At 67.0% G+C, this 26,773-nt stretch carries 24 protein-coding genes and 1 pseudogene; 8 read left to right on the top strand and 17 right to left on the bottom strand.

The features are described 5' to 3' along the window. Positions 1-50 precede the first annotated feature (50 nt). From ilvC to A5724_RS13460, 3 genes and pseudogenes are all read right to left on the bottom strand, one after another. Positions 51-1,079, bottom strand: a pseudogene (gene ilvC, locus A5724_RS13470) (ketol-acid reductoisomerase); the annotation flags it as partial. Positions 1,080-1,106: 27 nt separating this feature from the next. Beyond that, complete coding sequence (gene ilvN / locus A5724_RS13465; RefSeq protein ID WP_067802166.1) at positions 1,107-1,613, bottom strand: acetolactate synthase small subunit; 507 nt, start codon at positions 1,611-1,613, stop codon at positions 1,107-1,109. After that, complete coding sequence (locus tag A5724_RS13460; RefSeq protein ID WP_067802163.1) at positions 1,613-3,478, bottom strand: acetolactate synthase large subunit; 1,866 nt, start codon at positions 3,476-3,478, stop codon at positions 1,613-1,615. The genes ilvN and A5724_RS13460 overlap by 1 nt, the downstream gene beginning before the upstream one ends. 294 nt (positions 3,479-3,772) lie before the next feature. Between A5724_RS13460 and A5724_RS13455 the strand changes: the two genes are divergently transcribed. Then, positions 3,773-4,114 (top strand): PH domain-containing protein, encoded by a 342-nt coding sequence (locus A5724_RS13455; RefSeq protein ID WP_067802454.1) that lies wholly within the window; start codon positions 3,773-3,775, stop codon positions 4,112-4,114. Here the strand turns inward: A5724_RS13455 and A5724_RS13450 are convergent. Continuing rightward, positions 4,111-4,914, bottom strand: coding sequence for a DoxX family protein (locus A5724_RS13450; protein ID WP_067802159.1), 804 nt, complete (start codon positions 4,912-4,914; stop codon positions 4,111-4,113). The two genes, A5724_RS13455 and A5724_RS13450, sit on opposite strands and share 4 nt — an antisense overlap. A 126-nt stretch (positions 4,915-5,040) precedes the next feature. Between A5724_RS13450 and A5724_RS13445 the strand changes: the two genes are divergently transcribed. Continuing rightward, positions 5,041-6,162 (top strand): sorbosone dehydrogenase family protein, encoded by a 1,122-nt coding sequence (locus A5724_RS13445; RefSeq protein ID WP_067802156.1) that lies wholly within the window; start codon positions 5,041-5,043, stop codon positions 6,160-6,162. A gap of 102 nt (positions 6,163-6,264) precedes the next feature. Here the strand turns inward: A5724_RS13445 and A5724_RS13440 are convergent, their stop codons facing one another. Next, positions 6,265-9,444 (bottom strand): adenylate/guanylate cyclase domain-containing protein, encoded by a 3,180-nt coding sequence (locus tag A5724_RS13440; RefSeq protein ID WP_067802153.1) that lies wholly within the window; start codon positions 9,442-9,444, stop codon positions 6,265-6,267. A gap of 108 nt (positions 9,445-9,552) precedes the next feature. Between A5724_RS13440 and A5724_RS13435 the strand changes: the two genes are divergently transcribed. Continuing rightward, entirely contained in the window at positions 9,553-10,785 is a 1,233-nt protein-coding gene (locus A5724_RS13435; protein WP_067802150.1) for a nucleotide disphospho-sugar-binding domain-containing protein, read from the top strand. Here A5724_RS13435 and gatB read toward each other — a convergent pair. From gatB to gatC, 4 genes are all read right to left on the bottom strand, one after another. After that, positions 10,782-12,284: an Asp-tRNA(Asn)/Glu-tRNA(Gln) amidotransferase subunit GatB gene (gene gatB / locus A5724_RS13430; RefSeq protein ID WP_067802146.1), complete on the bottom strand. Its 1,503-nt coding sequence runs from the start codon at positions 12,282-12,284 to the stop codon at positions 10,782-10,784. The two genes, A5724_RS13435 and gatB, sit on opposite strands and share 4 nt — an antisense overlap. A 76-nt stretch (positions 12,285-12,360) precedes the next feature. After that, positions 12,361-13,392, bottom strand: coding sequence for an ATP-dependent 6-phosphofructokinase (locus A5724_RS13425; protein WP_067802143.1), 1,032 nt, complete (start codon positions 13,390-13,392; stop codon positions 12,361-12,363). Between the two features lie 17 nt (positions 13,393-13,409). Next, a complete protein-coding gene (gene gatA / locus A5724_RS13420; protein WP_067802140.1) occupies positions 13,410-14,897 on the bottom strand; it encodes an Asp-tRNA(Asn)/Glu-tRNA(Gln) amidotransferase subunit GatA in 1,488 nt (495 codons plus the stop codon). Beyond that, a complete protein-coding gene (gatC, locus tag A5724_RS13415) occupies positions 14,894-15,193 on the bottom strand; it encodes an Asp-tRNA(Asn)/Glu-tRNA(Gln) amidotransferase subunit GatC (RefSeq protein WP_067802138.1) in 300 nt (99 codons plus the stop codon). The genes gatA and gatC overlap by 4 nt, the downstream gene beginning before the upstream one ends. A 94-nt stretch (positions 15,194-15,287) precedes the next feature. Between gatC and A5724_RS13410 the strand changes: the two genes are divergently transcribed. After that, positions 15,288-15,941: an amino acid-binding protein gene (locus tag A5724_RS13410; RefSeq protein ID WP_067802451.1), complete on the top strand. Its 654-nt coding sequence runs from the start codon at positions 15,288-15,290 to the stop codon at positions 15,939-15,941. Here A5724_RS13410 and A5724_RS13405 read toward each other — a convergent pair whose 3' ends face one another. Then, a complete protein-coding gene (locus A5724_RS13405) occupies positions 15,942-16,196 on the bottom strand; it encodes a hypothetical protein (protein WP_067802134.1) in 255 nt (84 codons plus the stop codon). Between the two features lie 148 nt (positions 16,197-16,344). On the opposite strand from A5724_RS13405, the gene A5724_RS13400 reads away from it, so the two are divergent. Beyond that, entirely contained in the window at positions 16,345-16,908 is a 564-nt protein-coding gene (locus A5724_RS13400) for a hemerythrin domain-containing protein (RefSeq protein WP_067802131.1), read from the top strand. Here the strand turns inward: A5724_RS13400 and ligA are convergent. After that, entirely contained in the window at positions 16,905-18,977 is a 2,073-nt protein-coding gene (ligA, locus tag A5724_RS13395) for an NAD-dependent DNA ligase LigA (RefSeq protein ID WP_156752270.1), read from the bottom strand. The two genes, A5724_RS13400 and ligA, sit on opposite strands and share 4 nt — an antisense overlap. Positions 18,978-19,061: 84 nt before the next feature. On the opposite strand from ligA, the gene A5724_RS13390 reads away from it, so the two are divergent. Together A5724_RS13390 and A5724_RS13385 are read left to right on the top strand one after the other, a co-directional pair. Continuing rightward, entirely contained in the window at positions 19,062-19,466 is a 405-nt protein-coding gene (locus A5724_RS13390) for an MmcQ/YjbR family DNA-binding protein (protein WP_067802121.1), read from the top strand. A gap of 10 nt (positions 19,467-19,476) precedes the next feature. Continuing rightward, entirely contained in the window at positions 19,477-21,087 is a 1,611-nt protein-coding gene (locus A5724_RS13385; protein WP_067802119.1) for a 4-coumarate--CoA ligase family protein, read from the top strand. Here A5724_RS13385 and A5724_RS13380 read toward each other — a convergent pair. From A5724_RS13380 to A5724_RS13365, 4 genes are all read right to left on the bottom strand, one after another. After that, on the bottom strand, positions 21,070-21,711 hold the full coding sequence (locus A5724_RS13380; protein ID WP_156752264.1) for a hypothetical protein: 642 nt from the start codon (positions 21,709-21,711) through the stop codon (positions 21,070-21,072). The two genes, A5724_RS13385 and A5724_RS13380, sit on opposite strands and share 18 nt — an antisense overlap. Positions 21,712-21,869: 158 nt before the next feature. Beyond that, on the bottom strand, positions 21,870-22,202 hold the full coding sequence (locus A5724_RS13375; RefSeq protein ID WP_067802110.1) for a helix-turn-helix transcriptional regulator: 333 nt from the start codon (positions 22,200-22,202) through the stop codon (positions 21,870-21,872). Further along, the gene (locus A5724_RS13370) at positions 22,199-22,678 is read right to left on the bottom strand and encodes an SRPBCC family protein (protein ID WP_067802107.1); all 480 of its coding nucleotides are present in this window, start codon (positions 22,676-22,678) and stop codon (positions 22,199-22,201) included. Before A5724_RS13370 ends, A5724_RS13375 begins: the two co-directional genes overlap by 4 nt. Positions 22,679-22,743: 65 nt before the next feature. Beyond that, a complete protein-coding gene (locus A5724_RS13365; RefSeq protein ID WP_067802104.1) occupies positions 22,744-23,754 on the bottom strand; it encodes a methionine synthase in 1,011 nt (336 codons plus the stop codon). A gap of 52 nt (positions 23,755-23,806) precedes the next feature. Between A5724_RS13365 and A5724_RS13360 the strand changes: the two genes are divergently transcribed. Then, positions 23,807-24,439, top strand: coding sequence for a sensor domain-containing protein (locus A5724_RS13360; protein ID WP_067802101.1), 633 nt, complete (start codon positions 23,807-23,809; stop codon positions 24,437-24,439). 70 nt (positions 24,440-24,509) lie between these two features. On the opposite strand, the gene mnmA is transcribed toward A5724_RS13360, so the two are convergent. Beyond that, positions 24,510-25,577 carry a tRNA 2-thiouridine(34) synthase MnmA gene (mnmA, locus tag A5724_RS13355; protein ID WP_067802099.1) on the bottom strand — a complete coding sequence of 356 codons (1,068 nt, stop codon included), beginning with the start codon at positions 25,575-25,577 and terminating at the stop codon, positions 24,510-24,512. After that, positions 25,574-26,773 carry a cysteine desulfurase family protein gene (locus A5724_RS13350; RefSeq protein WP_067802096.1) on the bottom strand — a complete coding sequence of 400 codons (1,200 nt, stop codon included), beginning with the start codon at positions 26,771-26,773 and terminating at the stop codon, positions 25,574-25,576. Before A5724_RS13350 ends, mnmA begins: the two co-directional genes overlap by 4 nt.

Below are 26,773 nucleotides of genomic sequence, written 5' to 3'. Positions count from 1 at the left end.
TGTGCGCGTTTTGGAGCGGTCAGCGCTCCTGGACGCCCACAAATCGCTGATTAAGCGGTTTCCGTGATCGGGCGGTCGACCCAGCTCATCAGGTCGCGCAGCTTCTTGCCGGTCACCTCGATCGGGTGTTCGGCGTTCTGCTTGCGCAGCGCCTCGAGTTCCTTGTTGCCACCCTCGACGTTGGCGACCAGCCGCTTGACGAAGCTGCCGTCCTGAATGTCCTTGAGGATTGCGCGCATCCGCTCCTTGGTGTCCTCGTCGATGACGCGCGGGCCCGAAATGTAGCCGCCGAACTCCGCGGTGTCGGACACCGAGTAGTTCATCCGCGCGATGCCACCTTCGTACATCAGGTCGACGATCAGCTTGAGCTCGTGCAGCACCTCGAAGTACGCCATCTCGGGTGCGTAGCCGGCCTCGACCATGATGTCGAAGCCCGCCTTGACCAGTTCCTCGGTGCCGCCGCACAGTACGGCCTGCTCGCCAAAGAGATCTGTCTCGGTCTCTTCCTTGAAGTCGGTCTTGATCACGCCGGCGCGCGTACCACCGATGCCCTTGGCGTAGGACAGCGCGAGCGCCTCGCCCTCACCCTTGGGGTCCTGGTCGACAGCGATCAGGCAGGGCACGCCCTTGCCGTCGACGAACTGGCGGCGCACCAAATGCCCGGGGCCCTTCGGCGCGACCATGCCGATGGTGACGTTGGCGGGCGGCTTGATCAGGTTGAAGTGGATGTTCAGCCCGTGGCCGAAGAACAGCGCGTTGCCGTCTTCCAGATTCGGCTCGATGTCGTTTTTGAAGATCTCCGCCTGCGCGGTGTCAGGCGCGAGCAGCATGATGACGTCGGCCCACTTGGCAACCTCGGCGGGTGTATCGACCTCGAGCCCCTGCTCGGTGACCTTGTCCCGCGACTTCGAGCCCTCCTTGAGGCCGACCTTCACCTGTACGCCGGAGTCACGCAAGGAAAGCGAATGCGCATGGCCCTGGCTGCCGTAGCCGATGACGCCGACCTTGCGTCCCTGGATGATCGACAGGTCCGCATCGTCGTCGTAGAACATCTCAACTGCCACTGAACTTCCTTCTCTTTTGAATCTTCTAGCTGACTTTGGGGCTTACTTGACGGTCCCGATACCGCGCGGGCCGCGCGACAACGAAACCACGCCGGACTGTACGAGCTCGCGGATGCCATACGGCTCCAGTACCCGCAGCAACGCCTCCAGCTTCTCGGGGGTGCCGGTGGCCTCGATGGTCAACGACTCCGTAGACACATCAACGACCTTGGCACGGAAAAGATTCACTGCCTCGATGACCTGGCTGCGCGTGGTGGCGTCGGCGCGCACCTTGATCAGGGCCAGTTCCCTGTCGACCGAGTTGTCGGGCTCCTGCTCGACGATCTTGATCACGTTGATCAGCTTGTTCAACTGTTTGGTGATCTGCTCCAGCGGCGAGTCCTCGACGTTGACCACGATGGTCATCCGCGACATGTCCTTCTGTTCGGTGGCTCCGACGGCCAGCGACTGGATGTTGTAGCCGCGCCGTGAGAACAGCGACGCGACGCGGGCGAGCACGCCGGGTTTGTCCTCGACCAGCACCGACAGTGTGTGCGTCTTGGTCGTCATCAGGCGTGTCCTTCTTCGGGATCGTCGAACAGCGGGCGGATGCCGCGTGCGGCCTGGATCTCGTCGTTGCTGGTGCCCGCGGCCACCATGGGCCACACCTGGGCGTCGGCACCGACGATGAAGTCGATCACGACGGGGCGGTCGTTGATCTCCCGCGCCTTCTTGATCACGTCTTCGACGTCTTCGGCACGCTCACAACGCAATCCGACACAGCCGAGCGCCTCGGCCAGCATCACGAAATCCGGGATGCGGTGCGAGTGCGTGGCGAGATCCGTTTGGCTGTACCGCTCTTCGTAGAACAGCGTCTGCCACTGCCGCACCATGCCCAGGTTGCCGTTGTTGATGATCGCCACCTTGATCGGTGCGCCCTCGACGGCGCAGGTGGCCAATTCCTGGTTGGTCATCTGGAAGCAACCGTCGCCGTCGATGGCCCACACCTCGGCCTCCGGGCGGCCGAACTTGGCGCCCATCGCGGCGGGAACCGCGAAGCCCATGGTGCCGAGGCCGCCGGAGTTGAGCCACGTCTTAGGGTTCTCGTATTTGATGAACTGCGCGGCCCACATCTGGTGCTGCCCAACGCCTGCGACGTACACCGCCTCGGGACCGGCCATCTTGCCCAGTGTTTCGATGACGTACTCCGGTGACAGGCTGCCGTCGCTCTGCGGGCCGTAGCTCAGCGGGTAGGTGGCCTGCACGCCGCGCAGGTACTCCCACCAGTTGTCGATGTTGATCGACCCGATGGTGCCGTCCTTGCGCAGTGCCTCGATCAGATCGGTGATGACGGCCTTGACGTCGCCCACGATCGGGACGTCGGCGTGCCGGTTCTTGCCGATCTCGGCGGGGTCGATGTCGGCGTGGATCACCTTGGCCTCAGGGGCGAAGGATTCCAGCTTGCCGGTCACGCGGTCGTCGAAGCGGGTGCCGAGCGCGATCAGCAGGTCGCTGCGCTGCAATGCTGCCACGGCGCCGACCGTGCCGTGCATGCCCGGCATGCCCATGTGTTGCGGATGGCTGTCCGGGAACGCGCCGCGGGCCATCAGCGTGGTCACGACGGGGATGCCGGTCAACTCGGCCAGGTTCAGCAGTTCCTCGGTGGCCTCGCCGCGGATCACGCCGCCGCCGACGTAGAGCACCGGCTTGCGGGCCGCCGCGATCAGCTTGGCCGCCTCACGGATCTGACGGTTGTGCGGTTTGGTGTTCGGCTTGTAACCCGGCAGGTCCATCTGCGGCGGCCAACTGAAGGTGCACTGCCCCTGCAGCACGTCCTTTGGGATGTCGACGAGCACCGGCCCTGGCCGACCCGACGAGGCGATGTGGAACGCCTCGGCGATCGCCCTCGGGATGTCGTCGCCGTTGCGCACCAGGAAGTTGTGCTTGGTGATCGGCATCGTGATACCGGAGATGTCGGCTTCCTGGAAGGCGTCGGTGCCGATCAGACCGCGCCCGACCTGACCGGTGATGGCCACCATCGGGATCGAGTCCATGTGCGCATCGGCCAGCGGTGTGACCAGGTTGGTAGCGCCGGGTCCCGACGTCGCCATGCACACCCCGACCTTGCCAGTGGCGTGGGCGTAGCCACTGGCCGCATGCCCGGCGCCCTGCTCGTGGCGGACCAGCACGTGCCGCAGCTTCTGCGAGTCGAAAAGCGGGTCGTAGACCGGCAACACGGCGCCGCCAGGGATGCCGAAGATGACGTCCACGTCGAGTTCTTCGAGTGACCGGATTACGGCTTGCGCACCGGTGAGTTGGTGCGGTGCAACGCGTTTCGGTTGCGCGGGGCCGGCCTTGTGGGCTGGCTTGGCGGCAGCAGACGCGGGGTGGCCGCCATTTGTCTGCTCCGGCGGTCGCGTGGTGGGTGCGCTCACGGTGTCCTCGTTATCTCCGTCGTCGTCTCTAGGATCTCAAATCGGTGTTGGGGCAAGAAAAAACCCCCGTCAGCTGGGTCGCTGTACGAGGGTCGCGCGTTGATGCTGGTTGCTATGCCCGGCAGAAGGCAAGCGCGGCATCAACGCGCTTCCCAATTACTACGAGCAATCCCGGGGTCTGCATAACCGTCGACGGTAGCCTCTGCACTGGTCACTGGTCAAATTGCCTCGGAATGGGAGGATGGCCTCGTGAGTTCGCCCGCAACCGCCAAGGCCGTCATCAAGATCTCGCCGATGGCGCACTTCGCCGTCGGATTCCTTGCCCTCGCGCTGCTGGCCGTGATCCTGGCCGGGCCGTCGTGGTTGGTGCTGCTGCTGATCATCCCGATCGGCCTGTCGGCGCTCATCATCCGCTACCGCACCACCGCCGACCGGGACGCCGTCACCGTTCGCACGCTACTGGGCAGCGAGACGGTCGGATGGGACGACATCGCCGGTCTGCGGTTCGGCAAGAGTTCGTGGGCCTACGCCCAGTTGAAAGACGGCAGCGAACTGCGCTTGCCTGCGGTGACCTTCTCGACGCTGCCCCTGCTGACGGAGGCCAGCGGGGGCAGAGTGCCCAATCCGTACGACTAAGCCAGCGGATTGCCGCCGTTGAGCAGCACCCACACCGCCACACCACCGCCGATACCCAGCAGCAGCGCGACGAACGACCCCACGAACGGGCGGCGGGACCACCCGCGGCCGGCGTCGAATCCGTAGCGGCCGGGCCCGATCAAGATGATGGCCGCGACCACCGCGAGCAGGATGACCTTGTATTCATGGCCGTCGGTGAGGAACGACGCCAACCGGGCCTGCTCGTGCGCGGTCATCGCGTCGGCGAGCACACCCGTCACCAGGTACGCCAGCGCGCCAGCGGCCGCCACCGGCGTGAACAACCCGAGTACCAGCAGCACCCCCGCGGCGATCTGACCGCCGGTCGCCACGTACGTCAGGATGTCGGCGTACTTGAAGCCGCTGTCGGAGAGTTGTTGTTCGAGTCCGCCGAAGCCTGGTCCGCCCCACAGGCCGAACGCCTTCTGCAGTCCGTGCCCGATGAACAGCGCGCCGACCGCGAGACGTAGGAGTAGCAGACCGAGGTCCTGGGTGCCACGCCGGTCACGCGCGCGGTCGCTGAGATCGGGTTCGATCTCGACGGGTTCCGCGCCGTAGGCCCCGAGCGAATGTCGGCCGCCCGGCTGCACGTACGGCAGCGGTTCCGGGTCGCTGATCAGGCCAAACGGCTCGCCGGACGACGACTTGGCCGAGTCGTATCGCGGAATCGCGGTGGTCTCGAAGTCGCCGGCGTAGTTCGAGGTTGGAAGATCGTCCTCGGGGTCGACCAGGCTTGCAGACGCCGGGCGCTGCCACGTGTGCGGATCAGGTTGACTGGTCACGATTGCCAGGGTAAGTGCTCGTCACCGCAGAACGGAGGATTGGCGCGGCGCTTTGGCTGCCCGATTCGCGGCGGTTCACCGGCCGCGCGTGGCGCTTATCGCCGAACAATCCGTAACCTGGCTCGCATGAGACAGCGCCGGCCCGTGCGGGGTGTGATTGTCCTGCTGTGTGCGGCGTTGCTCGTCGGGTCCGGCTGCGCGCGTTTCGACCAGGCCCAGTCGCAGCCGTTCACCACCGAACCCGAACTGAAGCCCGGTCCGTCGTCGACGCCGCCTCCCCCGCCACCGCTGCCCCCCAAGCCGTTCCCGAAGGCCTGCCCGGCGCCCGGCGTAATGCAGGGGTGCCTGGAGAGCACGAGCGGGTTGATCATGCTGCCCGACAGCCAGTCGGCGTTGGTCGCGGAGCGGACCACCGGCGCCGTGAAAGAGGTGTCCACCAGGGCCGAACCCAAGGTCAAGTTGACCGTTCCGGTCGATCCGTCAGGCGACGGCGGGTTGATGGACATCGTGCTGTCGCCGACCTACTCGCAGGACCGGCTGATGTACGCCTACGTCAGCACGCCGACCGACAACCGCGTCATCCGCATTGCCGACGGCGACATCCCCAAGCCGATCCTGACCGGCATCCCGAAGGGATCCACCGGCAACACCGGGGCGCTGATCTTCACCAGCCCGACGACGCTTGTCGTCCTGACCGGCGACGCGGGCAATCCTGCCCAGGCCGCCGATCCCGGTTCGCTGGCCGGCAAGGTGCTGCGCCTGGAACAGCCGACCACGGTCAACCCGGCGCCGCCGACGACCGCGCTGTCGGGGATGGGCGCCGGCGGCGGCATGTGCATCGACCCGTCGGACGACGCGCTGTACATCACCGACCGCACCCCGACCGCCGACCGTCTGCAGCGGATCACCAAGGACTCCAAGGTGTCCACGGTGTGGACGTGGCCGGACCGGCCGGGGGTGGCGGGCTGCGCCGCACTGGACGGCACGGTGCTGGTCAACCTCGTCAACACCAAACAGACCGTGGCCGTTCGGTTGGCGCCGGACACCGGCGCTGTCACCGGTGAACCCGAGGTGGTCCGCCAAGACCAGCACGGTCACGCGTGGGCGCTGCAGTTGGCGCCCGACGGCAACGTCTGGGGTGCGACGGTGAACAAAACCTCCGGCGACGCGGAGAAGCTCGACGACGTCGTCTTCCCGCTGTTCCCGCAGGGCGGCGGATTCCCGCGCAGCAACGCCGACAACACTTAGCGCGCAACGCGTTTCAGGCGCACCCCACAATCTTGCGGCGAACGTTCCTTACCGCTCGAAAAATCGGCGAAATCTCGAGCGGTAAGGAACGTTCGGCCGGGGCTAGCCGAGCATCCGACGGGCGCACGCTTCGTGGCCGCGGAACTGTGCGGCCCGTGCCGCGGCGAGGTAGCGCTCGGCATGGTTGCGGTACCACTGCTCGTCGCCCTGCGCCGATGCGAGCATCGCCTGCATACGCAGTACGGGCAGTGCGTACAGCGTGAAGCCGGGCCCTTTCGCAGCGGCCAGCCGCTCTACCGCTATGCACGCCTCGTCCAGGTCCCCGATCCCGCTCCTGGCAAGCAGTGACTCGACCAGAACGCCTGTCCCCGTAGGGAGATCGAGCGCTCCCCCGGTTTCCAGCTGACTGGCGATGACGTGCCGGGACAGCTCGATCGCACCGTCCAGGTCGTTGACGCGCGCCTTCTGCGCTGCCAATTGCACATCGATGGTCGGAACTTTCGCCATCATGAAATCTTCATTCACCGCGGCGGACCTGGCCTTCTCGAGCAGGTCGAGGCCGAGCGCGTGATCACCATCGGATGCCGCCAGCAGGACAATTGCCCGCGTCAGCTCGGCACTGTGCAGCGCGAAGTCCTCACTGCACCGTTCCGCGATTTGCAGCGCTTCCGCGGAATCCCGTTGCGCTCCCGTGTCGGCGAGCAACGCACCGCAGGGGATGCCGAGGACGAACTTGAACATCACCATCGAGACGTATGTGGTGGGGTCGACTCGCGAGATCTCGATCGCCCGGTCGAACCCTTCCCGCCACCCCGGCAGCCCGAAAGCGCATCTGGCCGAGGCGACCATGCCGGTGGCATATGCCAACGGCGACCCGGTCAGAAAGTTGCCTTTCGTGGGGTCACCCTGCGCCAGATCGACGACACGCTGCGCCAACCGCTCGACGTCGGCCATCTCCGCCGCTTCGTACTTGGCATGGATCGCCGGATACAGCATGCCGACGGTGAGACCGGGCTGGTCGATCGAATCGATGAGACCGACGTATTCCGCTGCGGCATTTGATGCCTCACGGATGCGGCCGACGACCGCGAGCTGGGACAGGTATCCTGCCATCCCCATGGCGAGCGGAACCTGGTCCTCGGGTCGGGTGCACAACGCCCGCAACTCTTCGAAGCCGGTATCGGCGAGACCTCCGCCTGCGCGCCAGGTGCTTCCGCAGAGCAGGGCTCTGGGAACGGTTCGCATCCAGCGGCGATCTGGGTCGTCGGTGGCCAGTTCGTCGGCCAGCGCCTTCGCGCGTTGCCAACTGTTGCGGGCCGCGCCGATGTCGCGGTTGGTGAACCAATTACCGGCGCGCATATGCCAATTGAAGGCTTCGCGGATGTCGCCTCCAGCTTCCAGATGCCGGGCGATCACCGCGGCGATGTCGTCTGCGGCCGTCGCGTGGCGGTGCTCGAGCGTCGCGGCAAGGCGGCGGTGCAGTTGTGCACGTGCGGTTTTCAGCTGTGATTCATATGCGACGGTCCTGACCAGCGGATGGCGGAAACCATACTCCGCAGGCGGTGTGAACACCAGCTGGTCGATCAGTTCGGAGTGGACCAACTCGGCCAGTACGGTCGGGCCGGATTCTTCGGTGTCGCCGAGCACGGCGTCGAGAAGGTCAACGGCGAAGCGCGATCCGATGATGGCCGCCGCGTTGAGCGTTCGCTTCGCCGCAGGGGTGAGCCGGTCGATGCGGGCACCGATCGTGGCTTGCAGCGTCGGAGGCACGCTGATGTCGGCGATGTCGAGTTGGCGGCGGTATGCGCCGCGGTTCCCGACGATCACTTTCCGTTCGGCGAATTCCCTGACGATTTCTTGCACATAGAACGGATTTCCGGCCGAGTGCTCGATGATGTTGGCCGCCAACCCGGTGACCGAAGGATGCGAGCCGATGAGCTCGGTCGTCATCTCCCACGCAGCCGAGTCGTCAAGCGCGGCAAGTTCGATCGACGCCGCTCCTGGCAGCTGCGACAGCACACCGCCATACTCGGGCCGGTACGTGATCACCACCATCGCCCGGCGCGCGGGGTTGCTCGCCAACAGGTCGACCAGCAGCGCCTCACTGGCGGGATCGATCCAGTGCACATCTTCGATCACATAACCGGTTGGTGTGTCGGGCGACATCACCGATGCGCCGATCAGCGCTGCCAGCCGTCGTCTGCGCGCCTCGGCCGAGATGTTCGGCACTGCGACGGCGGTTTCGCGCACACCGACGAGGTCCTCCAGTAGGAGCAGGTCATCAGGAGCGGCGTTTCGAAAGCGGCTGCGCAGCATCACTCGACCGGTTTCCCGCTCGTCGTCGCTGATCTGCATGACGTCGCGAAGCAGCTTCGTCACCACGCCGAACGGCGCTTCGCTGGCGTGCGATTCGCAGAAGCTCGAAACCGTCTGCATCCCCGCGGTCTGCGCGATCTTCACGAGCTCGCGACAGAAGCGGCTCTTGCCGATACCGGCCGGACCGACGAGGTTGACGACGGATCCCTTGCCTCGGATGGTTTCGCCGACGATCGTGGTGACCGATCGGATCTCGTCGTCCCGTCCGACGAGGGTGGCCTCACGTCTGCCCGCCACCGCCCTGCTGGCGAGCATTCCCCGCAGTCGCCTGGCGGGAACGGGCTGGGCTACGTTCTTGATGTCGACCAGCGAGGGCTCATCGAGCACTGCGATGTGTTCGACCAGCCGAGCGGTGGATTCGCTGATCATCACGCCGCCGGCGGGGGCCACCGATTCCATTCGCTGCGCCATCCCGACAGGACTACCGAAGGCGGTGTAACTGTCGGAGGATGAACCGATTTGGCCGAACACGACGTCGCCGGAGTTCAACCCGACCCGCAGCGCCACCGGCATACGGTCGCGATGCATGACCTCTTCAGCGAGGCGACCGGCTTCCTTCTGTATCTCCAGTGCGGCCACGCAAGCGCGAATCGCGTGATCTTCCAATGCAATCGGGGCGCCGAACAGAGCCATGACACCGTCGCCGGTGAATTGCTCGACAGTGCCCCCGTACCGCTGGATGACTGCGCCGCATCTGTTGAAGATGTCGCCCATCACCTCACGGAGCCGTTCAGGGCCCAGGGCAGCTGCCAGATCCATGGACCGCTGCACGTCGACGAAAAGCACTGTCACCTGCTTGTGCTCGGCATGGTTGGCTACCGTCGCGATCGGAGATCCGCAGGCATCGCAGAACCGGGCGCCCGCGCGTGGCTCACTACCGCACCTGCGGCACGCTGAGCCTGTCATGTGGAATCCCGCGTCGTGAAATGTCTGCTGGTCAAGCGTAAGACCCGAGTGCGGCGCTCGTGGTCGATAAGCTTCATGGTCATGTTCGACGCGCAGGGTCTCTAGCCCGTGGCAACGATCCTGGCGTACACCTCGCCGGCGTTCGGGAACCTGTTTCCGGTCCTCGCGCTGCTCACCGAACTGCAGCGCCGTGGACATCGAATCGCACTGAAGACCATGGCCGATGGCGTCGCCGTGGCAAGTGGCCTCGGTATCGAGTCGTCGTGTATCGATCGGCGCATCGAAGCGACGGTGATGACCGACTGGATGGAGCCGAATGGCCGCGCAGCATTGAAGGCGGCCTTCGGCGTTTTCGGGCAGCGGGCCACCTATGAGGTCGACGACCTCGGCGACGCCATCGCCGCCGTGCAACCCGACGTGATAGTTGTCGACGCAAACTGTTGGGGCGCAGCGGCTGTGGCGGATACGTCGTCGGTGCCGTGGTTGTCGTTCTGGCCCTTCACGCCGTTTCTGCGCTCGCGCGGCATGCCGCCATTCGGTCCTGGGCTGTCGCCTTGGCCGGGCCTGCTCGGTCGATTGCGCGACGCCGCGCTGCGGCCCGTCGTGACCGGGGCGCTGGACAACGCCTTGCTCCCGCCGGTGAACGGCGTTCGTGAACGCGCAGGCGCCAAGGCGGTCCGCACCGTCGATGAATGGATAACGCGGCCGTCGCTGATCTTGGTGGCCACCGGTGAACCGTTCGAGTACCCGCACCGGGACTGGGGTGAGGCCGTCGAACTGATCGGGCCCTGCGACTTCGACCCACCGGCTGCTGTGCCGCAGTGGCTCACCGACATCGACAAGCCGATCGTGTTGGTCACCACATCGTCCGATCCCCAGGCCGACCTCCAGTTGCCGGTCGTCACCATGGCGGCGCTGGCGGACCAGCAGCTGTGCGTGGTCGCGACTTATCCGTCCGGTGTGCCCGACGGAATCGTCGTGCCCCCCAACGCCGTCGTACGAGAGTTCGTGCCGCACGGCATGGTCCTTGATCGCGCCGTCTGCGCCGTCACCCACGGGGGCATGGGCGCCACCCAGAAGGCGTTGGCTCGCGGTGTTCCGGTCTGCGTGGTGCCCCACGGCCGCGACCAGTTCGAGGTCGCCAGGCGGGTCGAGGTGGCAGGCGCGGGCACCCGCCTGCCCGCGAAACGACTGACTGAGCGCAGGTTGAAAGCCAAGGTGCTGACGACGATGTCGATGGCGTCCGGCGCGCGGCGGGTGGCCGCGGGATTCAAGGCGACCGGAGGCGTCACCCGCGGTGCGGACCTCGTCGAACAGCGGCTACTCGGCGGCCGCGGCTAGCTGCAGGCGGCCAACACCAGTTCGCGCACGCGAGCGGCGTCCGCCTGCCCCTTGGTCGCTTTCATCACCGCGCCGACGATGGCGCCCGCGGCCTGCACCTTGCCACCGCGGATCTTCTCGACGACGTCGGGGTTCGCGGCCAGCGCCTCGTCGACGGCGGCTTGCAGCGCGGAGTCGTCGCGCACGACTTCCAGGCCGCGGTCCTTCATCACCTGTTCCGGTTCGCCTTCGCCAGCCAGCACGCCTTCGACCACTTGACGTGCGAGCTTGTTGGACAGCTTGCCGTCGTCGACCAGCTTGACCACCGCGGCCACCTGCGCCGGGGTGATCGGCAGCGCGTCGAGTTCGACGCCTACTTCATTTGCCTTCTGCACCAAGAAGTTTCCCCACCAGGCGCGGGCCTGCTCACTCGAAGCGCCCTGTTCGACGGTGGCGGTGATCAAGTCGATGGCGCCGATGTTGACCAGGTCGCGCATCACCTCGTCGGAGATGCCCCAATCGTCTTGAATTCGCTTGCGCTGCAACCACGGCAGCTCGGGAATGGTCTGGCGCAGCTGCTTTACCCACTCCGCGTCGGGCGCCACCGGTTCGAGATCAGGTTCAGGGAAGTAGCGGTAGTCCTGCGCGGTCTCCTTGCTGCGACCCGGCGAGGTGTAGCCGTCCTCGTGGAAGTGCCGGGTCTCCTGCACCACCCGGCCTCCCGACTCGAGAACCGCTGCCTGGCGGCGCATCTCGTAACGAACCGCCACCTCGACACTCTTCAGCGAGTTCACGTTCTTCGTCTCGGTGCGGGTGCCGAACTCCTTCTGCCCGATCGGCTTGAGCGACACGTTGGAGTCACAACGCATCGAGCCCTGATCCATGCGGACATCGGAGACGCCCAAACCGCGCAGCAAGTCCCGCAGCGCCGTCACGTAGGCGCGGGCGATCTCAGGCGCGCGGTCACCGGTGCCTTCGATCGGCTTGGTGACGATCTCGATCAGCGGCACGCCGGACCGGTTGTAGTCGATCAGCGACGTCGTCGCGCCCGCGATGCGGCCGGTCTCACTGCCGAGGTGGGTGAGCTTGCCGGTGTCCTCCTCCATGTGCGCCCGCTCGATCTCGACGCGCCAGGTGGTGCCGTCGTCGAGCGGAACGTCGAGATAGCCGTTGATCGCGATCGGCTCGTCGTACTGCGAGATCTGGTAGTTCTTCGGCATGTCCGGGTAGAAGTAGTTCTTCCTGGCGAACCGGCACCACGGCACGATCTCGCAGTTAAGCGCCAGCCCGATGCGGATGGCCGACTCCACCGCCTTCTGGTTGAGCACCGGCAACGAGCCGGGCAGACCGAGGCAGACCGGGCACACCTGGGTGTTGGGCTCGGCACCGAACTTGTTGGCGCAACCGCAGAACATCTTGGTCGCGGTGGACAGTTCGACGTGCACTTCGAGGCCGAGCACCGGTTCGTAGCGTGCGACGACGTCGTCGTAGTCGAGCATTTCAGCAGCGGCGATCGTCATGACTCGATCGTAGTGGGAGCGGCCCAGCTCAGTTTCGGTGCCTTCCGACGAGCAGAGGGCCCACGCGCGTCAAAACTCAGCCGAAGAATTCGGCGGCGTCGTCGTAGCGCGACTGCGGCACCAGCTTCAACTGGCGCGTGGCGTCGGCGAGCGGCACCCGGCCGATCTCCTGGCCGCGCAGCGACACCATCATCCCGTATTCGCCCGCGTGGGCGGCGTCGGCGGCGTTCACTCCGAACCGGGTGGCGAGCACCCGGTCGTAGGGCGTCGGCGTGCCGCCACGCTGCACATGTCCGAGCACGGTGACGCGCACCTCTTTGTTGATCCGCTTCTCGACTTCGACGGCCAGTTGCTGCGCGACGCCGGTGAACCTCTCGTGGCCGAACTCGTCGATCCCGCCCTCGCGCAACTGCATTGTGCCCGCAGCGGGTTTGGCGCCTTCGGCGACCACGCAGATGAAATGCGAATCGCCGCGGACGAAGCGCGCCTTGATCAGTCGGCAGACCTCTTCGACGTCGTAGGGCTGCTCGGGAATCAACGTCATGTGCGCGCCGGACGCCAGCCCCGCGTTCAACGCGATCCATCCGGCGTGGCGGCCCATCACCTCGACCAGCATCACCCGCTGATGCGACTCCGCCGTGCTGTGCAGCCGGTCGATGGCCTCGCTGGCGACGCCGAGCGCGGTGTCGTGGCCGAACGTGACGTCGGTGCAGTCGATGTCGTTGTCGATGGTCTTCGGCACCCCGACGACGGGCACGTTCTCCTCGGACAACCAGTGCGCGGCGGTGAGCGTGCCTTCACCGCCGATCGGGATCAGCACGTCGATGCCGTTGTCGTCGAGGGTCTGCTTGATCTGGTCGAGCCCGGCCCGCAGTTTCTCGGGATGCACCCGCGCGGTGCCGAGCATGGTGCCGCCCTTGGCGAGCAGCCGGTCGTTTCGGTCGTCGTTGGCAAGCTGGATCCGCCGGTTTTCCAGCAGGCCACGCCACCCGTCCTGGAAACCGACGACCGACGAGCCGTAGCGCACATCGCAGGTGCGAACCACCGCCCGGATCACCGCGTTCAGCCCTGGACAGTCGCCCCCACCGGTGAGAACTCCGATTCGCATGGGTCCATCCTCCCCCGTCAGATCGCGGTTGGCAGCGGACCTCGGGCAGCTTCATACGCCGCACCGACGCGATACAGCCGATCGTCGGCCAGCGCGGGCGCCATGATCTGCAGACCCACCGGCAGGTTGTCGTCCGGCGACAGCCCCGACGGCACCGACATGCCGCAGTGTCCGGCCAGGTTCAGCGGCAACGTGCACAGGTCGAACAGATACATCGCCAGCGGATCGTCGACCTTCTCCCCCAACGGGAACGCGGTGGTCGGCGTCGCAGGCGAGATCAGCACGTCGACCTTCTTGTACGCCTCGTCGAGGTCCCGCGCGATCAGCGTGCGCACCTTCTGCGCCTGGTTGTAGTACGCGTCGTAATAGCCCGCCGACAACGCATACGTGCCGATCATGATGCGGCGCTTGACTTCTGGCCCGAACCCCGCGGCCCGCGTCATCGCCATTACTTCTTCGGCGCTGTGTGTGCCGTCGTCACCGAGGCGCAGCCCGTACCGCATCGCGTCGAACCGCGCCAGGTTCGACGACACCTCCGACGGGAGGATCAGGTAGTAGGCCGCCAACGAATAGTCGAAGTGCGGGCAGTCGACCTCGCTGACCTCCGCGCCCAGTTTCGTCAACACGTCGACCGCGGCGTTGAACGATGCGAGCACCCCGTCCTGGTAGCCCTCGCCGCGGAGTTGCTTGACGATGCCGATCCGCACGCCCTTCAGGTCACCGGACGCTCCCGCCCGCGCCGCGGCAACCACATCGGGCACCTCGGCCTCCACCGACGTGGAGTCCTTCGCGTCGTGGCCCGCGATGACCTGATGCAGCAGCGCGGTGTCGAGCACGGTGCGCGCACACGGTCCGCCCTGGTCCAGCGAGGACGCGCACGCGATCAGCCCGTACCGCGACACCGTGCCGTAGGTCGGCTTCACGCCGACCGTCGCGGTCAACGCCGCAGGCTGGCGGATTGACCCGCCGGTGTCCGATCCGATCGCCAGCGGCGCCTGGAATGCGGCCAGCGCCGCCGCGCTGCCACCGCCCGATCCGCCCGGCACCCGGTCGACGTTCCACGGATTGCGGGTCGGTCCGTACGCAGAGTTCTCGGTGGACGACCCCATCGCGAACTCGTCCATGTTCGTCTTGCCCAGGATCGGGATCCCCGCCGCGCGCAACCGCACGGTCACGGTCGCGTCGTACGGGGAGGTCCAGCCCTCGAGGATCTTCGACCCGCAGGTGGTCGGCATGTTGGTGGTGGTGAAGACGTCCTTGAGCGCCAGCGGCACCCCGGCGAGCGCGGACGGCAGCGTCTCGCCCGCGGCGACGGCCGAGTCGATGCGCGCCGCCCTGCCCATCGCCTCATCCGCGGCGACATGCAGAAACGCGTGGTACTTCTCGTCGGTTTCAGCGATCTGGTCCAGGCAGGCGCGGGTCACCTCGACTGACGACACCTCCTTGGCGGCGATCTTCGCGCCCAGTGTGGCGGCGTCGAGCCGAATTAGATCGGAGGTGCTCATGCCTCCTCCCCCAGGATCCGCGGCACCGCGAACCGACCCTCGGCCGCCTTCGGCGCCTCCGCCAGCGCCTGCTCCTGGGTCAGGCACGGCTCGACCGCGTCGGGACGGAACACGTTGACGTCCTTGAGCGGGTTGCCGGTTGGTTCGACTCCGGTGACGTCGACGGCCTGGATCTGGCTGACGTGGCCGAGGATGGCGTCCAGCTGGCCGGCGTAGCTGTCGAGTTCGTCATCGGTCAGCGCCAGGCGCGCGAGGCGCGCCAGGTGGGCTACCTCATCTCTCGAGATCTGCGACACGGCTGCCAAGCCTAGTCACCGCCGTCTGCCGCTCTTCGCGCGAGCGCTCATCGCCCGGAATGCCAGTCCCAACGCGCTGTGGAACAGTGTGCGCGTGCCTTCGTATCTGCTGCGGGTCCAGCTGGAGGATCGACCGGGCAGCCTCGGCTCGCTGGCCGTGGCGCTCGGCTCGGTGGGCGCCGACATCCTGTCCCTCGACGTCGTGGAACGCTCCGCGGGATACGCGATCGACGACCTCGTGGTCGAGCTGCCTGCCGGTTCGATGCCGGACATGCTGATCACCGCGGCGGAGAGCCTCAAGGGTGTCTACGTCGACGCCATCCGTCCGCACACCGGCCTGCTCGAGGCGCACCGCGAACTCGAGCTCATCGATCACGTCGCCGCCGCCGACGGCAGGCAGAAGCGGCTGCAGGTCCTCGTCGACGAGGCTCCGCGGGTGCTTCGCGTCGGCTGGTGCACGGTGATAGAACTCACCGAATCGGGCCCACAGCGGGTGGTCGGCAGCCCAGGCGCCCCCGAGACGCAGGCAGCCGAAACACCCTGGCTGCCGCTCGATCACGCGATGGCGCTCGACGACGAGTGGGTGCCGCAACTGTGGCGCGATATGAACACCACCCTGGCGGCCGCGCCGCTGGGTGATCCGCGCGTCGCGGTGGTACTGGGCAGGCCCGGCGGCCCGCACTTCCGGCCGTCGGAGGTGGCTCGGCTGGGCTACCTGGCCGGCATCATCGCGACCATCCTGCGCTGACTAGCCGCCTGCGGGCACCGGATAGCGGTCGTTGACGTCGGCGTTGGTGTCCTTGCGCGCGCAATGCGCACAGCAGAACACGCCGTCGGGCGTTTCGATTCCGTGTCCCAGGACCCGGCAGCCGCAATGCCGGCACTCGGGTGCCAACTGCGCCGCGGCGCATTCGACGCTGTCGAACGTCGCGGTGCGGCCGTCGTGGAAAGTCACAGTGAACGACTTGTCGTAGTGGTTGCCGCAGGTATCGCAGGTTCCCATCACGCTCCCCTTTCCTCGCCCGCTGTGTTCCCGATGCGCCGGACGGCAAACGCCGCGGTTTGGCGCGACGACGTCCCGGGTATCGATTGCGTCGGCGCGCAGCCCTTGCGCCGGACAGCCAAACACCTTAGAAGCGGAGGTTCTTCGCGTGACACAGTCGATTTCGTCGGCCCAGGACGTGGTCGAGTATCTGAAGGCGCAACACGAGACGATCAAGGAGTTGTTCGTCGAAACGCTCGACGCCGCGGACACCGCCGAGCGCGAGCGCGCGTTCACCCGCTTGAGGACGATGCTCGCGGTGCACGAGACTGCCGAGGAGATGATGGTTCACCCGCGTGTGCGCCGAAAGGTCGACAACGGCGACGCGGTGGTCGACGCGAGGCTCGCCGAAGAGCACGACGCGAAAGAGGCTCTCGCGCAACTGGAGAAGATGGATATCGGCACCGCCGAGTTCACCAAGGCGCTGATCCATCTGCAGGCAGCGGTGCTCGCACATGCGGAAAACGAAGAGACAGAAGAGTTTCCGCTGCTCGAAGAACAGCTCGACGAGGCCGAGCTGCAGAAGCTGACCGTCGCGGTGCAGGCGGCCGAGCGCATCGCCCCCACCCATCCGCATCCAGGCGTGGAACTGGGTGCGGCCAACTTCGCGTTGGGCCCCTTCCTGTCGCTGCTCGACCGGGTCCGCGACGCCATCGGCAGGGTCGTCGCCTAAACCCCGTCGGGGCCGGCGTCCAACAGCCTGCGGAAGCCGTCCTCGTCGAGGATCGGCACCCCGAGTTCCACGGCCTTGTCGTACTTCGAGCCAGGCGAATCACCGGCCACCACATAGGCGGTCTTCTTCGACACCGAACTGGCCGCCTTCCCGCCGCGCGCGACGATGGCCTCCTTGGCGTCGTCGCGAGAAAACCCGGTCAGTGAACCGGTGACGACGATGGACATGCCCTCCAATGTGCGTTCGATGCTTTCATCGCGCTCGTCTTCCATCCGCACGCCTGCCGCACGCCACTTGTCGACGATCGCGCGATGCCAGTCGACGGTGAACCACTCGACGACGGCGGCGGCGATGGTCGGTCCGACACCTTCGACGACAGACAGTTCCTCCTCCGACGCCGCCATGATCGCGTCGAGGCTGCCGTACTCGGTGGCCAGCGCGCGCGCCGCGGTGGGCCCGACGTGCCGGATCGACAACGCGACCAACACCCGCCAGAGCGGCTGGGATTTGGCCTCGTGCAGATTGACGAGCAACCGCTTGCCGTTGGCGGACAGTTCGCCGCTCTTGGTTTTGAACAGGTCGGTGCTCAGCAGATCCTCGCTGCCCAGCGTGAACAGGTCGCCCTCGTCGGTGATGACGCCCGCCTGCAGCAGCGCCGTCGCCGCCTCATAGCCAAGACCCTCGATGTCGAACGCACCGCGGCCTGCGACGTGAAACACCCGCTCGCGCAACTGCGCCGGGCAGGACCTGGTGTTCGGGCAGCGAATGTCGGCGTCGCCCTCCTTGGCCGGCGCCAGCGTCGTGCCGCACTCCGGACACGTTGTGGGCATGACGAATTCGCGTTCAGAACCGTCACGGAGGTCGACGACGGGCCCGAGCACCTCGGGAATCACGTCACCCGCCTTGCGGATCACCACGGTGTCGCCGATCAGCACGCCCTTGCGCTTGACTTCGGACGCGTTGTGCAGGGTGGCCTGGCTGACCGTGGATCCGGCGACCTTGACCGGTTCCATGAACGCGAACGGCGTGACACGCCCGGTACGCCCGACGTTGACCTTGATGTCGAGCAGCTTGGTGGTGGCTTCCTCGGGCGGGTATTTGTAGGCCACGGCCCACCGCGGCGCCCGTGACGTCGAACCGAGCCTGCGCTGCAGCGCGATCTCGTCTACTTTGACTACCACACCGTCGATTTCGTGTTCGACGTCGTGCCGGTGCTCACCCCAGTACGCGATGTGTTCGGTGACCGCGCCGATGCCTTGCACCCGCTTTGTGTGCTCGGACACCGGCAGCCCCCACGCCGCCAGGGCCCGGTAGGCGTCGTGCAGCGTCTTGGGTTTGAACCCCTCGGCGTGCCCGAGGCCGTGGCAGATCATCCGCAACTTGCGACGGGCGGTGACGGCGGGATTCTTCTGCCGCAGCGAACCCGCCGCGCTGTTGCGCGGATTGGCGAAGGGTGGTTTGCCCTCGGCGACCAGGCCTGCGTTGAGGTCTTCGAAGTCGGCGACCCGGAAAAACACCTCGCCGCGGACCTCGAGCACAGCGGGGAGCGGGAATTCCTTGGAAGGCTTGAGTTTTTCCGGCACGTCGTCGATGGTTCGCGCGTTGAGCGTGACGTCCTCGCCGGTGCGGCCGTCGCCGCGGGTGGCGGCGCGCTCCAACCGGCCGTCGCGGTAGACCAACGCCAGCGCCACTCCGTCGATCTTCAACTCGCACAGATAATGCGCCTTGTCACCGATCTCACTCTTGGTGCGCGCGGCCCATGCCGCCAACTCGTCGGGTGCGAAGACGTTGTCCAGCGACAGCATCCGCTCGAGGTGCTCGGCCGGGGTGAAGTCGGTGGCAAACCCCACACCGCCGACCAGTTGCGTCGGCGAGTCAGGGGTGCGCAGTTCGGGGTGCTCGTCCTCGAGCGCCTGTAGTTCGCGCAGCAGCTTGTCGAACTCGGCGTCGGAGATGATCGGTGCGTCGCGGACGTAGTAGCGGAACTGGTGCTCACGCACCTCGTCGGCGAGTTCTTGCCAGCGGCGGCGCAGGTCGGCGTCCGGAGCTTCGTCGGCTTGCTCGGCCAGTACCGTCTCGGGATCCGGGGTTGCCTTTGGGCTCACTCTGGTGAGGCTATCCGAGGGCCCAGACAAGGCCGTTACGCTGGCGGCATGCCGCACCCGATCATGTTCCGCGAGGACGACCTGGGGCTGGCGGAAGTGCGCAAGATCTGCCTGGCTTTCCCGGGCGCCTACGAGAAGATCTCGTGGGGCAGGCCGGTGTTCTGCGCGCCGAAGATGTTCGTCATGTACGGCGGCAGCGCCAAGACGGAGATCAAGGGCGAATACCGGCAGTACCCGCATTCCATCCTGGTCAAGGTCGACGAGAGCGACCGCAGGGCGCTCGAAGCGGACACTCGGTTCTTCTTCCCGGCCTACCTGGGCCCGTTCGGCTGGCTCGGCCTGAATTTCACGGCGCGCAAGAAGATCGACTGGGACGAAGTCGGCGAACTCGTCGACGCGTCGTTCCGGTTGATCGCGCCGAAGAAGCTCATCAAACAACTCGACGAAGTCTGATCGGAGGCCAATGAGTTTCGCCAGCCCCTTCCCCGAGGTCGACATCCCGTCCACCAGCGTCTACGACTTCCTGTTCGGTGACATCGACGACGCCGATCTCGACCGCGTCGCGCTGGTCGACGCCAAGTCGGGCCGGGAGACCACCTACCGCGAAATGATCGGGCGCATCGACGCGTTCGCCGGTGCGCTGGCAAGCCGCGGCATCGGGGTGGGCGATGTGGTCGGCCTGCTGTCGCCGAACAGTTCGGGTTTCGCGGTGGCGTTTCACGGCATCCTGCGGGCGGGCGCTACGGCCACCACCATCAATGCGCTGTTCACCGCGAAAGACATCGCCAAGCAGTTGACCGATTCGAAGGCCAGGATGCTGGTCACGGTCACCCCGCTGTTGACGCAGGCTCAAGAAGGCGCAGCAGCGGCGGGCATCGCAGATTCGGAACTGGTGGTGCTCGACGGCGAGGGCCAGGACGCCACCGGCCATCCCAACGCCGCCGAGCTGATGGCGGGCGGGGCGCCTGCACCCGAGGTGAGCTTCGCGCCGTCGTCGCATCTGGCGGTGCTGCCCTACAGCTCGGGAACCACCGGCAACCCCAAGGGTGTGATGCTCACGCACCGCAACCTGGTGGCCAACGTCGCGCAGATCCGGCCGCTGCACGGGATGGTCGCCGACGACGTGGTGTTGGCTGTGCTGCCTTTCTTCCACATTTACGGGATGACGGTGCTGCTCAACGCGGCGCTGCACGCGCGCGCCCGGTTGGTGGTGATGCCGAGCTTCGACCTCGGCGAATTCCTCGGCAACATCGCGAAGCACAAGTGCACGATCGCGTTCATCGCACCGCCGGTCGCCGTCGCGCTGGCCAAGCATCCGCTGATCGACGAGTACGACCTGTCGTCGCTCGAGGTGGTGATGTCCGGGGCCGCACCGCTGGACGCCGATTTGGGCCACGCCGTCGCCGAGCGGCTGGGCTGCCGGGTGGTGCAGGGCTACGGCATGAGCGAGTTGAGCCCGGTCAGCCACATCACGCCGTTCGACGGCGGAACGGCGAACATGGGTATCGTCGCGCCGCTGAGTTCGGTCGGCTGGACGGTGTCCAACGCCGCATCCAAACTGATCGACCCGGAAACCGGCGACGAAATCGACCCTCCCGCAGAGGGTCTCAGCCGGACCGGGGAGCTGTGGTTCAAGGGCCCCAACGTGATGGCGGGATATCTCGGCAACGAGGAAGCCACCCGGGAGACCATCGACGACGAAGGCTGGCTGCACACAGGCGATTTGGCTCAGGTCGATGCCTGCGGCTGCGTGTACATCGTCGACCGGCTCAAGGAGCTGATCAAGTACAAGGGCTATCAGGTGCCGCCCGCCGAACTCGAGGCCGTGTTGCTGTCGCACCCCGCGATCGCCGACGCGGCGGTCGTCGGGGTCAACGACGACGAAGGCGAGGAGGTGCCGAAAGCGTTCGTGGTCAAGCAATCCGGCGCCGAGCTGACGGGCGACGACGTGATGCAGTTCGTCGCAGGCCAGGTCGCCCCCTACAAGAAGGTGCGTCAGGTCGAGTTCATCGATGCGATCCCGAAGTCCGCGTCGGGCAAGATCCTGCGCAAGGACCTACGTGTGGCGACTTAGTTCCGCTGCCGCGTGCGCGCCGCGCGCCTGCCGGTAACCGAGGACGGCCCCTGCGACCGGGATCAGCAGCAGACCTGCCACGCCCCAGAGCGGATCGGCTATTCCCGCGGTCGGTGACACCACCAACTGTTCGACCACGCCTGGGTGGTGCGGCGGCGCGGGAGGGGCCGTCGGCGGGGTCAGCGGAACGGTGACGATCTGCGGTGGGGGCGGTGGCGGCGGCGCGGGCTTGGGCGCGCTCCAACCCCATCGCGGCCCGGGATCACGGGTCTGGATTCCGGGGCTGCGCCCGTCGCCGAACGTCACCTTCGGAGCCTTGATCTGCCCGCCCGTGCTGGGGGTCTGCCCGCCCGCGCTGGGACTGAAGTCATTGCTCGGCCGCTCCTGCGACGTGCCGGTTTCGCGGCCCGATCCGACCCTGCTCGACGGCCGAGTGCCACTGCCGGAGTTGGCCCCGTTGTTGATGTTGTCGTCGCTGTAGTCAGAACCGCTGCCGCGCGGATTGGCGCTCTCCGCGCCGCGCTTGCTGCTGCCGTCGTTGGTGCGGTGGCTGCCCTGTCGGGAACCCGGATCACCGACGGCGATGGCCGCGCACGGGGCGGTGACCATGAGACACGCGGCCACAACGCCGGCACCTGCCGCAATGCGGAGGTTGGCTTGGGCCACAGTTCCTCTCCCGCGAGTGGCAAAGACTTGGACAGACGTGCGAGTTGCATTCTTGCATGCCGCGGTCCGGTCAGACCATTCGTTCGACGAAACAACGCAAATTTACGTTAGCGTCGCTATTCGCTTTCGACGAAAGCGCGCAACCTCTCGATGGCGTCGTCCCAGCGCTTCGACAGCGCGTTTAGGTATTCGCTGGCCTCGGTGAGCGGTTCGGTCTCGATCCGCCAGATGCGTTCTCTGCCATTGCGTTCGCTGCTGACCAGCCCCACCGCCGCAAGCAACAGCAGATGCTTGGTGGCCGCTTGTCTGCTCACCGGAATCACTTCGGTGACTTGTGACGTCGAGCAGGGACCGCCCTCGCACAGCCTGATGACGATGCGCAGCCGGTTTGGATCGCCAAGAGCGTCGAACACCGGCGCCTTGTCGACCGCTGCGGCTGACGTACTCACAGCTTCTCGCTGAGCGCCAGATACTTGCTCACCAGTTCGGTCTGCTTCGCCCAGCCTTCGCTGTTGCCCTCGAACGCGGCCGCCCGACGCTCGGCGGGAATCTGGTCGAAGCCGGATTCGACGATGCGTAACAGCACGCCGTCGTCGGTATCGGTGAGGGTGAACTCCACCAACGTGGTCGGCCCCTGGTCGCCACTCGGGTAGGGATGCCAGCGAAACGCCAACCGCCGGTGCGGTTCGATCGCGACGATCTGCCACGTGTCCGCCGTGCCCGCATGCGGTTCCTGCATCCGTGCGACGTCCTCGTCGACGGTCGTCGGGGTGATCACCCCGGTCACCGACTTGCCCTCGACGAACGGGCCCTCGAAGCGGACGCCGAACCACTGTCCGAACTGGTCGGCGTCGCTGATGGCCCGCCACACCCGCTCGAGAGGGGCCCGCAGGAGCACTTCCTTTTCGATCCGATCCGTACTCATGTGCAACCTCCTGGTTGCGTTTTACGATAGCCGCGCGCAGCCGTATGCGCAACCTTTTGGTTGCGTCAGATCGCGTCGGGATCCTCGGCGAAGCCGTCGGCGGCCTTCTGCGCCAGTTCGACGGCGATCCGAGCCCACTGCGGCGTGGCGCCCGCGAGTCCGCACGCCGGCGTGACGCCGATGCGTTCACGAAGCACCGAGCGCGCGAACCCGAGGCGGTCTGTCACCGCTGCCGCGGCTTTGGCGATCTCCTCCGCCGACGGTCGCGACGCGGGTGCTGTCGCCGCGACGACGCCCAGCATGACGGTGCGCCCGGAGTCCACGAAGTCGCCCACTCCGTCGAGATCGGCAGCGGTCAGCGTCGATGCGTCGACCGAGATCGCGTGAATATTACTGCGTTGCAACGCTTTCCACGGCAATGCGGGCGCGCAGCTGTGCAGCACCACCTCGCCGCCCACCACGGAGACGCAGTCGTCGAGCAGGCCGATGGCCACCGGCTCGTCGACCGGGTGCACCGGCGTCAAACTGGTGACCCCCGTGAGTCTGCCCGCCAGGGCGGCGGGCAGTGACGGTTCGTCGAACTGCACCACCACCGGCGTTTGAAGGCGCTTCTGAAGCTCCGCGCGGTGCGTCGCCACGCCTTCCGCCAGCGAGCCGGCCAGGTCGCGAAGCGCGCCCGAGTCGGTGATCGCGCGGTGGCCGCCCGCCAGTTCGAGTTGTGCGGCCAGCGTGATCGGTCCGGGCGCCTGCACCTTCACCGTGCGGGTCCCGCCGCGCAGGCCCGCCTTCTCCCACGCCTCCTCGAACGCGTCGATGTCCTCGTCCAGCAGGCTGGCTGCCCGGCGCACAACGGAACTGCGGCCGCCCGCGATGCGATAGCCGCGGGGCACGGTGTCGATGCCGATGTCGACCAGCAGTGCGCCGGCACGGCCGATCATGTCGGCTCCGACGCCGCGGGCAGGCAACTCGACCAGGTGGGGCAACGTGTGCAGTTCGCCGACCACGATCTCGGCGGCTTCACGCGGTGACGACCCCGGCCACGACCCGATCCCGGTCGCTGCGGCGAAAACACTCACTCGTTTGACGATATGCGATCCGGTTAGTCTCGATCCGGAAGGGGACCACGGCATGAGAGCGTTGGCGGTCTGGTGTGCGGCGGCTCTGCTCGTGTCGGGTTGCTCCCAGACCGTCGGCGGTACCGCGGTGAAGGCGGTTGCCGGCATCGACGACGAGTCGCTGTCACCGGTCGACGTCGAGACGGTGCTGCTCGACCAGTCACGGATGCGGGCGATCACCGGCGCGGGCGACGAGCTGACCATCGTCCCGAGCATGGACGGCAAGGTGCCCGTCGACATCGATCAGCTCGCGGAAACCACTCCCGCGCAATGCAAATGGGTGTTCGAGGAGACGCAGACGTTCGGCCGTGAGGTCGAGGAGTTCCACAAGACGACGTTTCAGTATCCGCCCGAGGGTGGGTTGATCTCCGAAGGCGCCGCGGCGTATCGCGACCCGGCGACTGCGCGGCGCGCGTTCGACGGGCTTGTCGCCCTCGTCGACGGCTGCGGTGCGACGCCGTTGGGCCCGATGTTCGTCGGCGACTGGAGCTCGACGCCGGATTCGCTGCAGATGCGGACGGGCAACGGCTGCGGGCGCGACTATCGCGTGAAGACTGTCGTCCTGATGGAAGTCACGTCGTGCGCGTTCCCCGACTCCGTCCCCGACATCGTGATGACGAACCTGCTGGCGAACGTGCCGGGCTAATCCCGCGCGAACGTTCGTTACCGCTCGAAAAATCAGCGATCTTTCGAGCACAAGCGCACGTTCGGCGCCCTCAGCGGGTGATGGTCGCGCTCGCGATGACCTCGTCGCCGTCGGGGTCGGGGCGATAGAGCACCATCGTCTGGCCCGGCGCGACGCCGCTCAGCGGGGTGCGCAGGTCGACCACCAGTCGGCCGTCGCGAAGCTCGGCGACACCGTCGGCGAGGCCGCCGTGCGCGCGCACCTGTACGTCACATTCCACCGGTCCGTCCGGGGCGACACCCGAGGTGAACACCGGCTTGTCGCCGGTCAGCGTCCAGACGTCCAGCGCGGATTTGTCGCCTACCTGAACGGTGCCGGTCTCGGCGTCGATACCCGTCACGTAGCGCGGCTGTCCATCCGGCCCTGGGCCCGCGATGCCGAGGCCCTTGCGCTGGCCGATGGTGAACCCGTGGACGCCGTCGTGTTCGGCCAACACCGTGCCGCCCGCGTCGACGACGGCGCCCCGGCGCACACCGATCCGCGCGCCGAGAAACGCGCGGGTGTCCCCCGACTGGATGAAGCAGATGTCGTGGCTGTCGGGCTTCTCCGCGACGGCGAGGCCGCGACGCGCGGCCTCCTCGCGGATCTGCGGCTTGGGGGTGTCGCCGATCGGAAACGCCGCATGCCGCAACTGCTCCGCCGTCAACACGCCCAGCACATACGACTGGTCCTTGTCCGCGTCGACGGCGCGGCGCAGCCGACCGTCGGCGAGCCTGGCGTAGTGACCGGTGGCCACCGCGTCGAAGCCGAGTGCCAGCGCGCGAGCCGACAACGCGGAGAACTTGATTCGCTCGTTGCACCGCACACAGGGGTTCGGCGTCTCGCCCCGCGCATACGAAGAGACGAAATCGTCGACCACATCTTCTTTGAACCTGTCTGCGAAATCCCATACGTAGAACGGGATTTCGAGCACGTCGGCGACGCGGCGGGCGTCGCCCGCATCCTCCTTCGAGCAGCAGCCACGCGATCCGGTGCGCAACGTGCCGGGCGCCGCCGACAACGCCAGGTGCACACCCACCACGTCGTGCCCGGCGTCGACCATGCGCGCCGCAGCCACCGACGAGTCGACCCCGCCGCTCATCGCGACGAGCACCCTCATTGTTCCGCCGCCCCCGCGCTGGCCAGCGCCGCCTGGCGCGCACGGTCGACGGCCGCGGGCAGCACCGCGAGCACGGCGTCGACGTCGGCTTCGGTGCTGGTGTGTCCCAACGAGAAACGCAAAGAGCCCCGCGCGCTGGCCGGGTCGGCGCCCATGGCCAGCAGGACGTGCGACGGCTGCGCGACGCCGGCCGTGCACGCCGAACCCGTCGAACATTCGACGCCTTTGGCGTCGAGCAGCATCAGCAGCGAATCACCCTCACAGCCGCGGAACGTGAAGTGCGTGTTCCCCGGCAACCGCCCGTCACCGGTGGCGCCGTTGAGGTACACGTCGTCGATCTCGGCGAGCACACCGTCGATCAGCTTGTCGCGCAAGGACTGCACCCGCGCGCTGTTCGCCGTCAATCCCTCGATCGCCACCTTCGCGGCGGAAGCCATCGCGACGGCGCCCGCCACATCCGGTGTGCCGGAGCGCACGTCGCGTTCCTGACCGCCGCCGTGCAGCAGCGGCACACAGCCGGTGTCGCGCCGCAGCAGCAGCGCGCCGACACCCATCGGACCGCCGAACTTGTGGGCCGCGATGCTCATCGCCGACAGCCCGCTGGCCGCGAAACCCACCGGAATCTGGCCGACCGCCTGCACGGCGTCGCTGTGCATCGGGACGTCGAATTCCGCTGCGACGCTTGCCAGTTCGGCGATCGGCATGATGGTGCCGACCTCGTTGTTGGCCCACATGATCGACACCAGTGCGACATCGTCATTGGCCTGCAGCACGTCCCGCAGCGCGGCGGGCGCGACGGCGCCGTCGTCGCCGACGGGTAGCCACGTCACCTCGGCACCTTCATGCTCGGCGAGCCACTGCACCGCGTCGAGCACCGCGTGGTGCTCGACAGGCGTGGTGACGATGCGCCTGCGCCGCTGATCGGCGTCCCGGCGAGCCCAGTAGACGCCCTTGACGGCCAGGTTGTCGCTCTCGGTGCCGCCCGCGGTGAAGATCACCTCCGACGGCCGCGCGCCCAGCAGCTGAGCCAGCGACTCGCGGGCCTCCTCCATGCGTCTGCGCGCCACCCGGCCCGTGCCGTGCAATGACGACGCGTTGCCGACCGTCGCCAACACCGCCGTCATCGCCTCGATGGCAGAGGGGTGCATCGGGGTGGTGGCGGCGTGATCCAGGTAGACCGTCCTAGGCGAGGTCAT

Origin of the sequence: Mycobacterium sp. ACS1612 (assembly GCF_001667505.1) — a bacterium.
Lineage (GTDB): Bacteria > Actinomycetota > Actinomycetes > Mycobacteriales > Mycobacteriaceae > Mycobacterium.
Note: the sequence above shows the minus strand (reverse complement) of the source record. Positions and strands in the feature narration are given on the sequence as shown.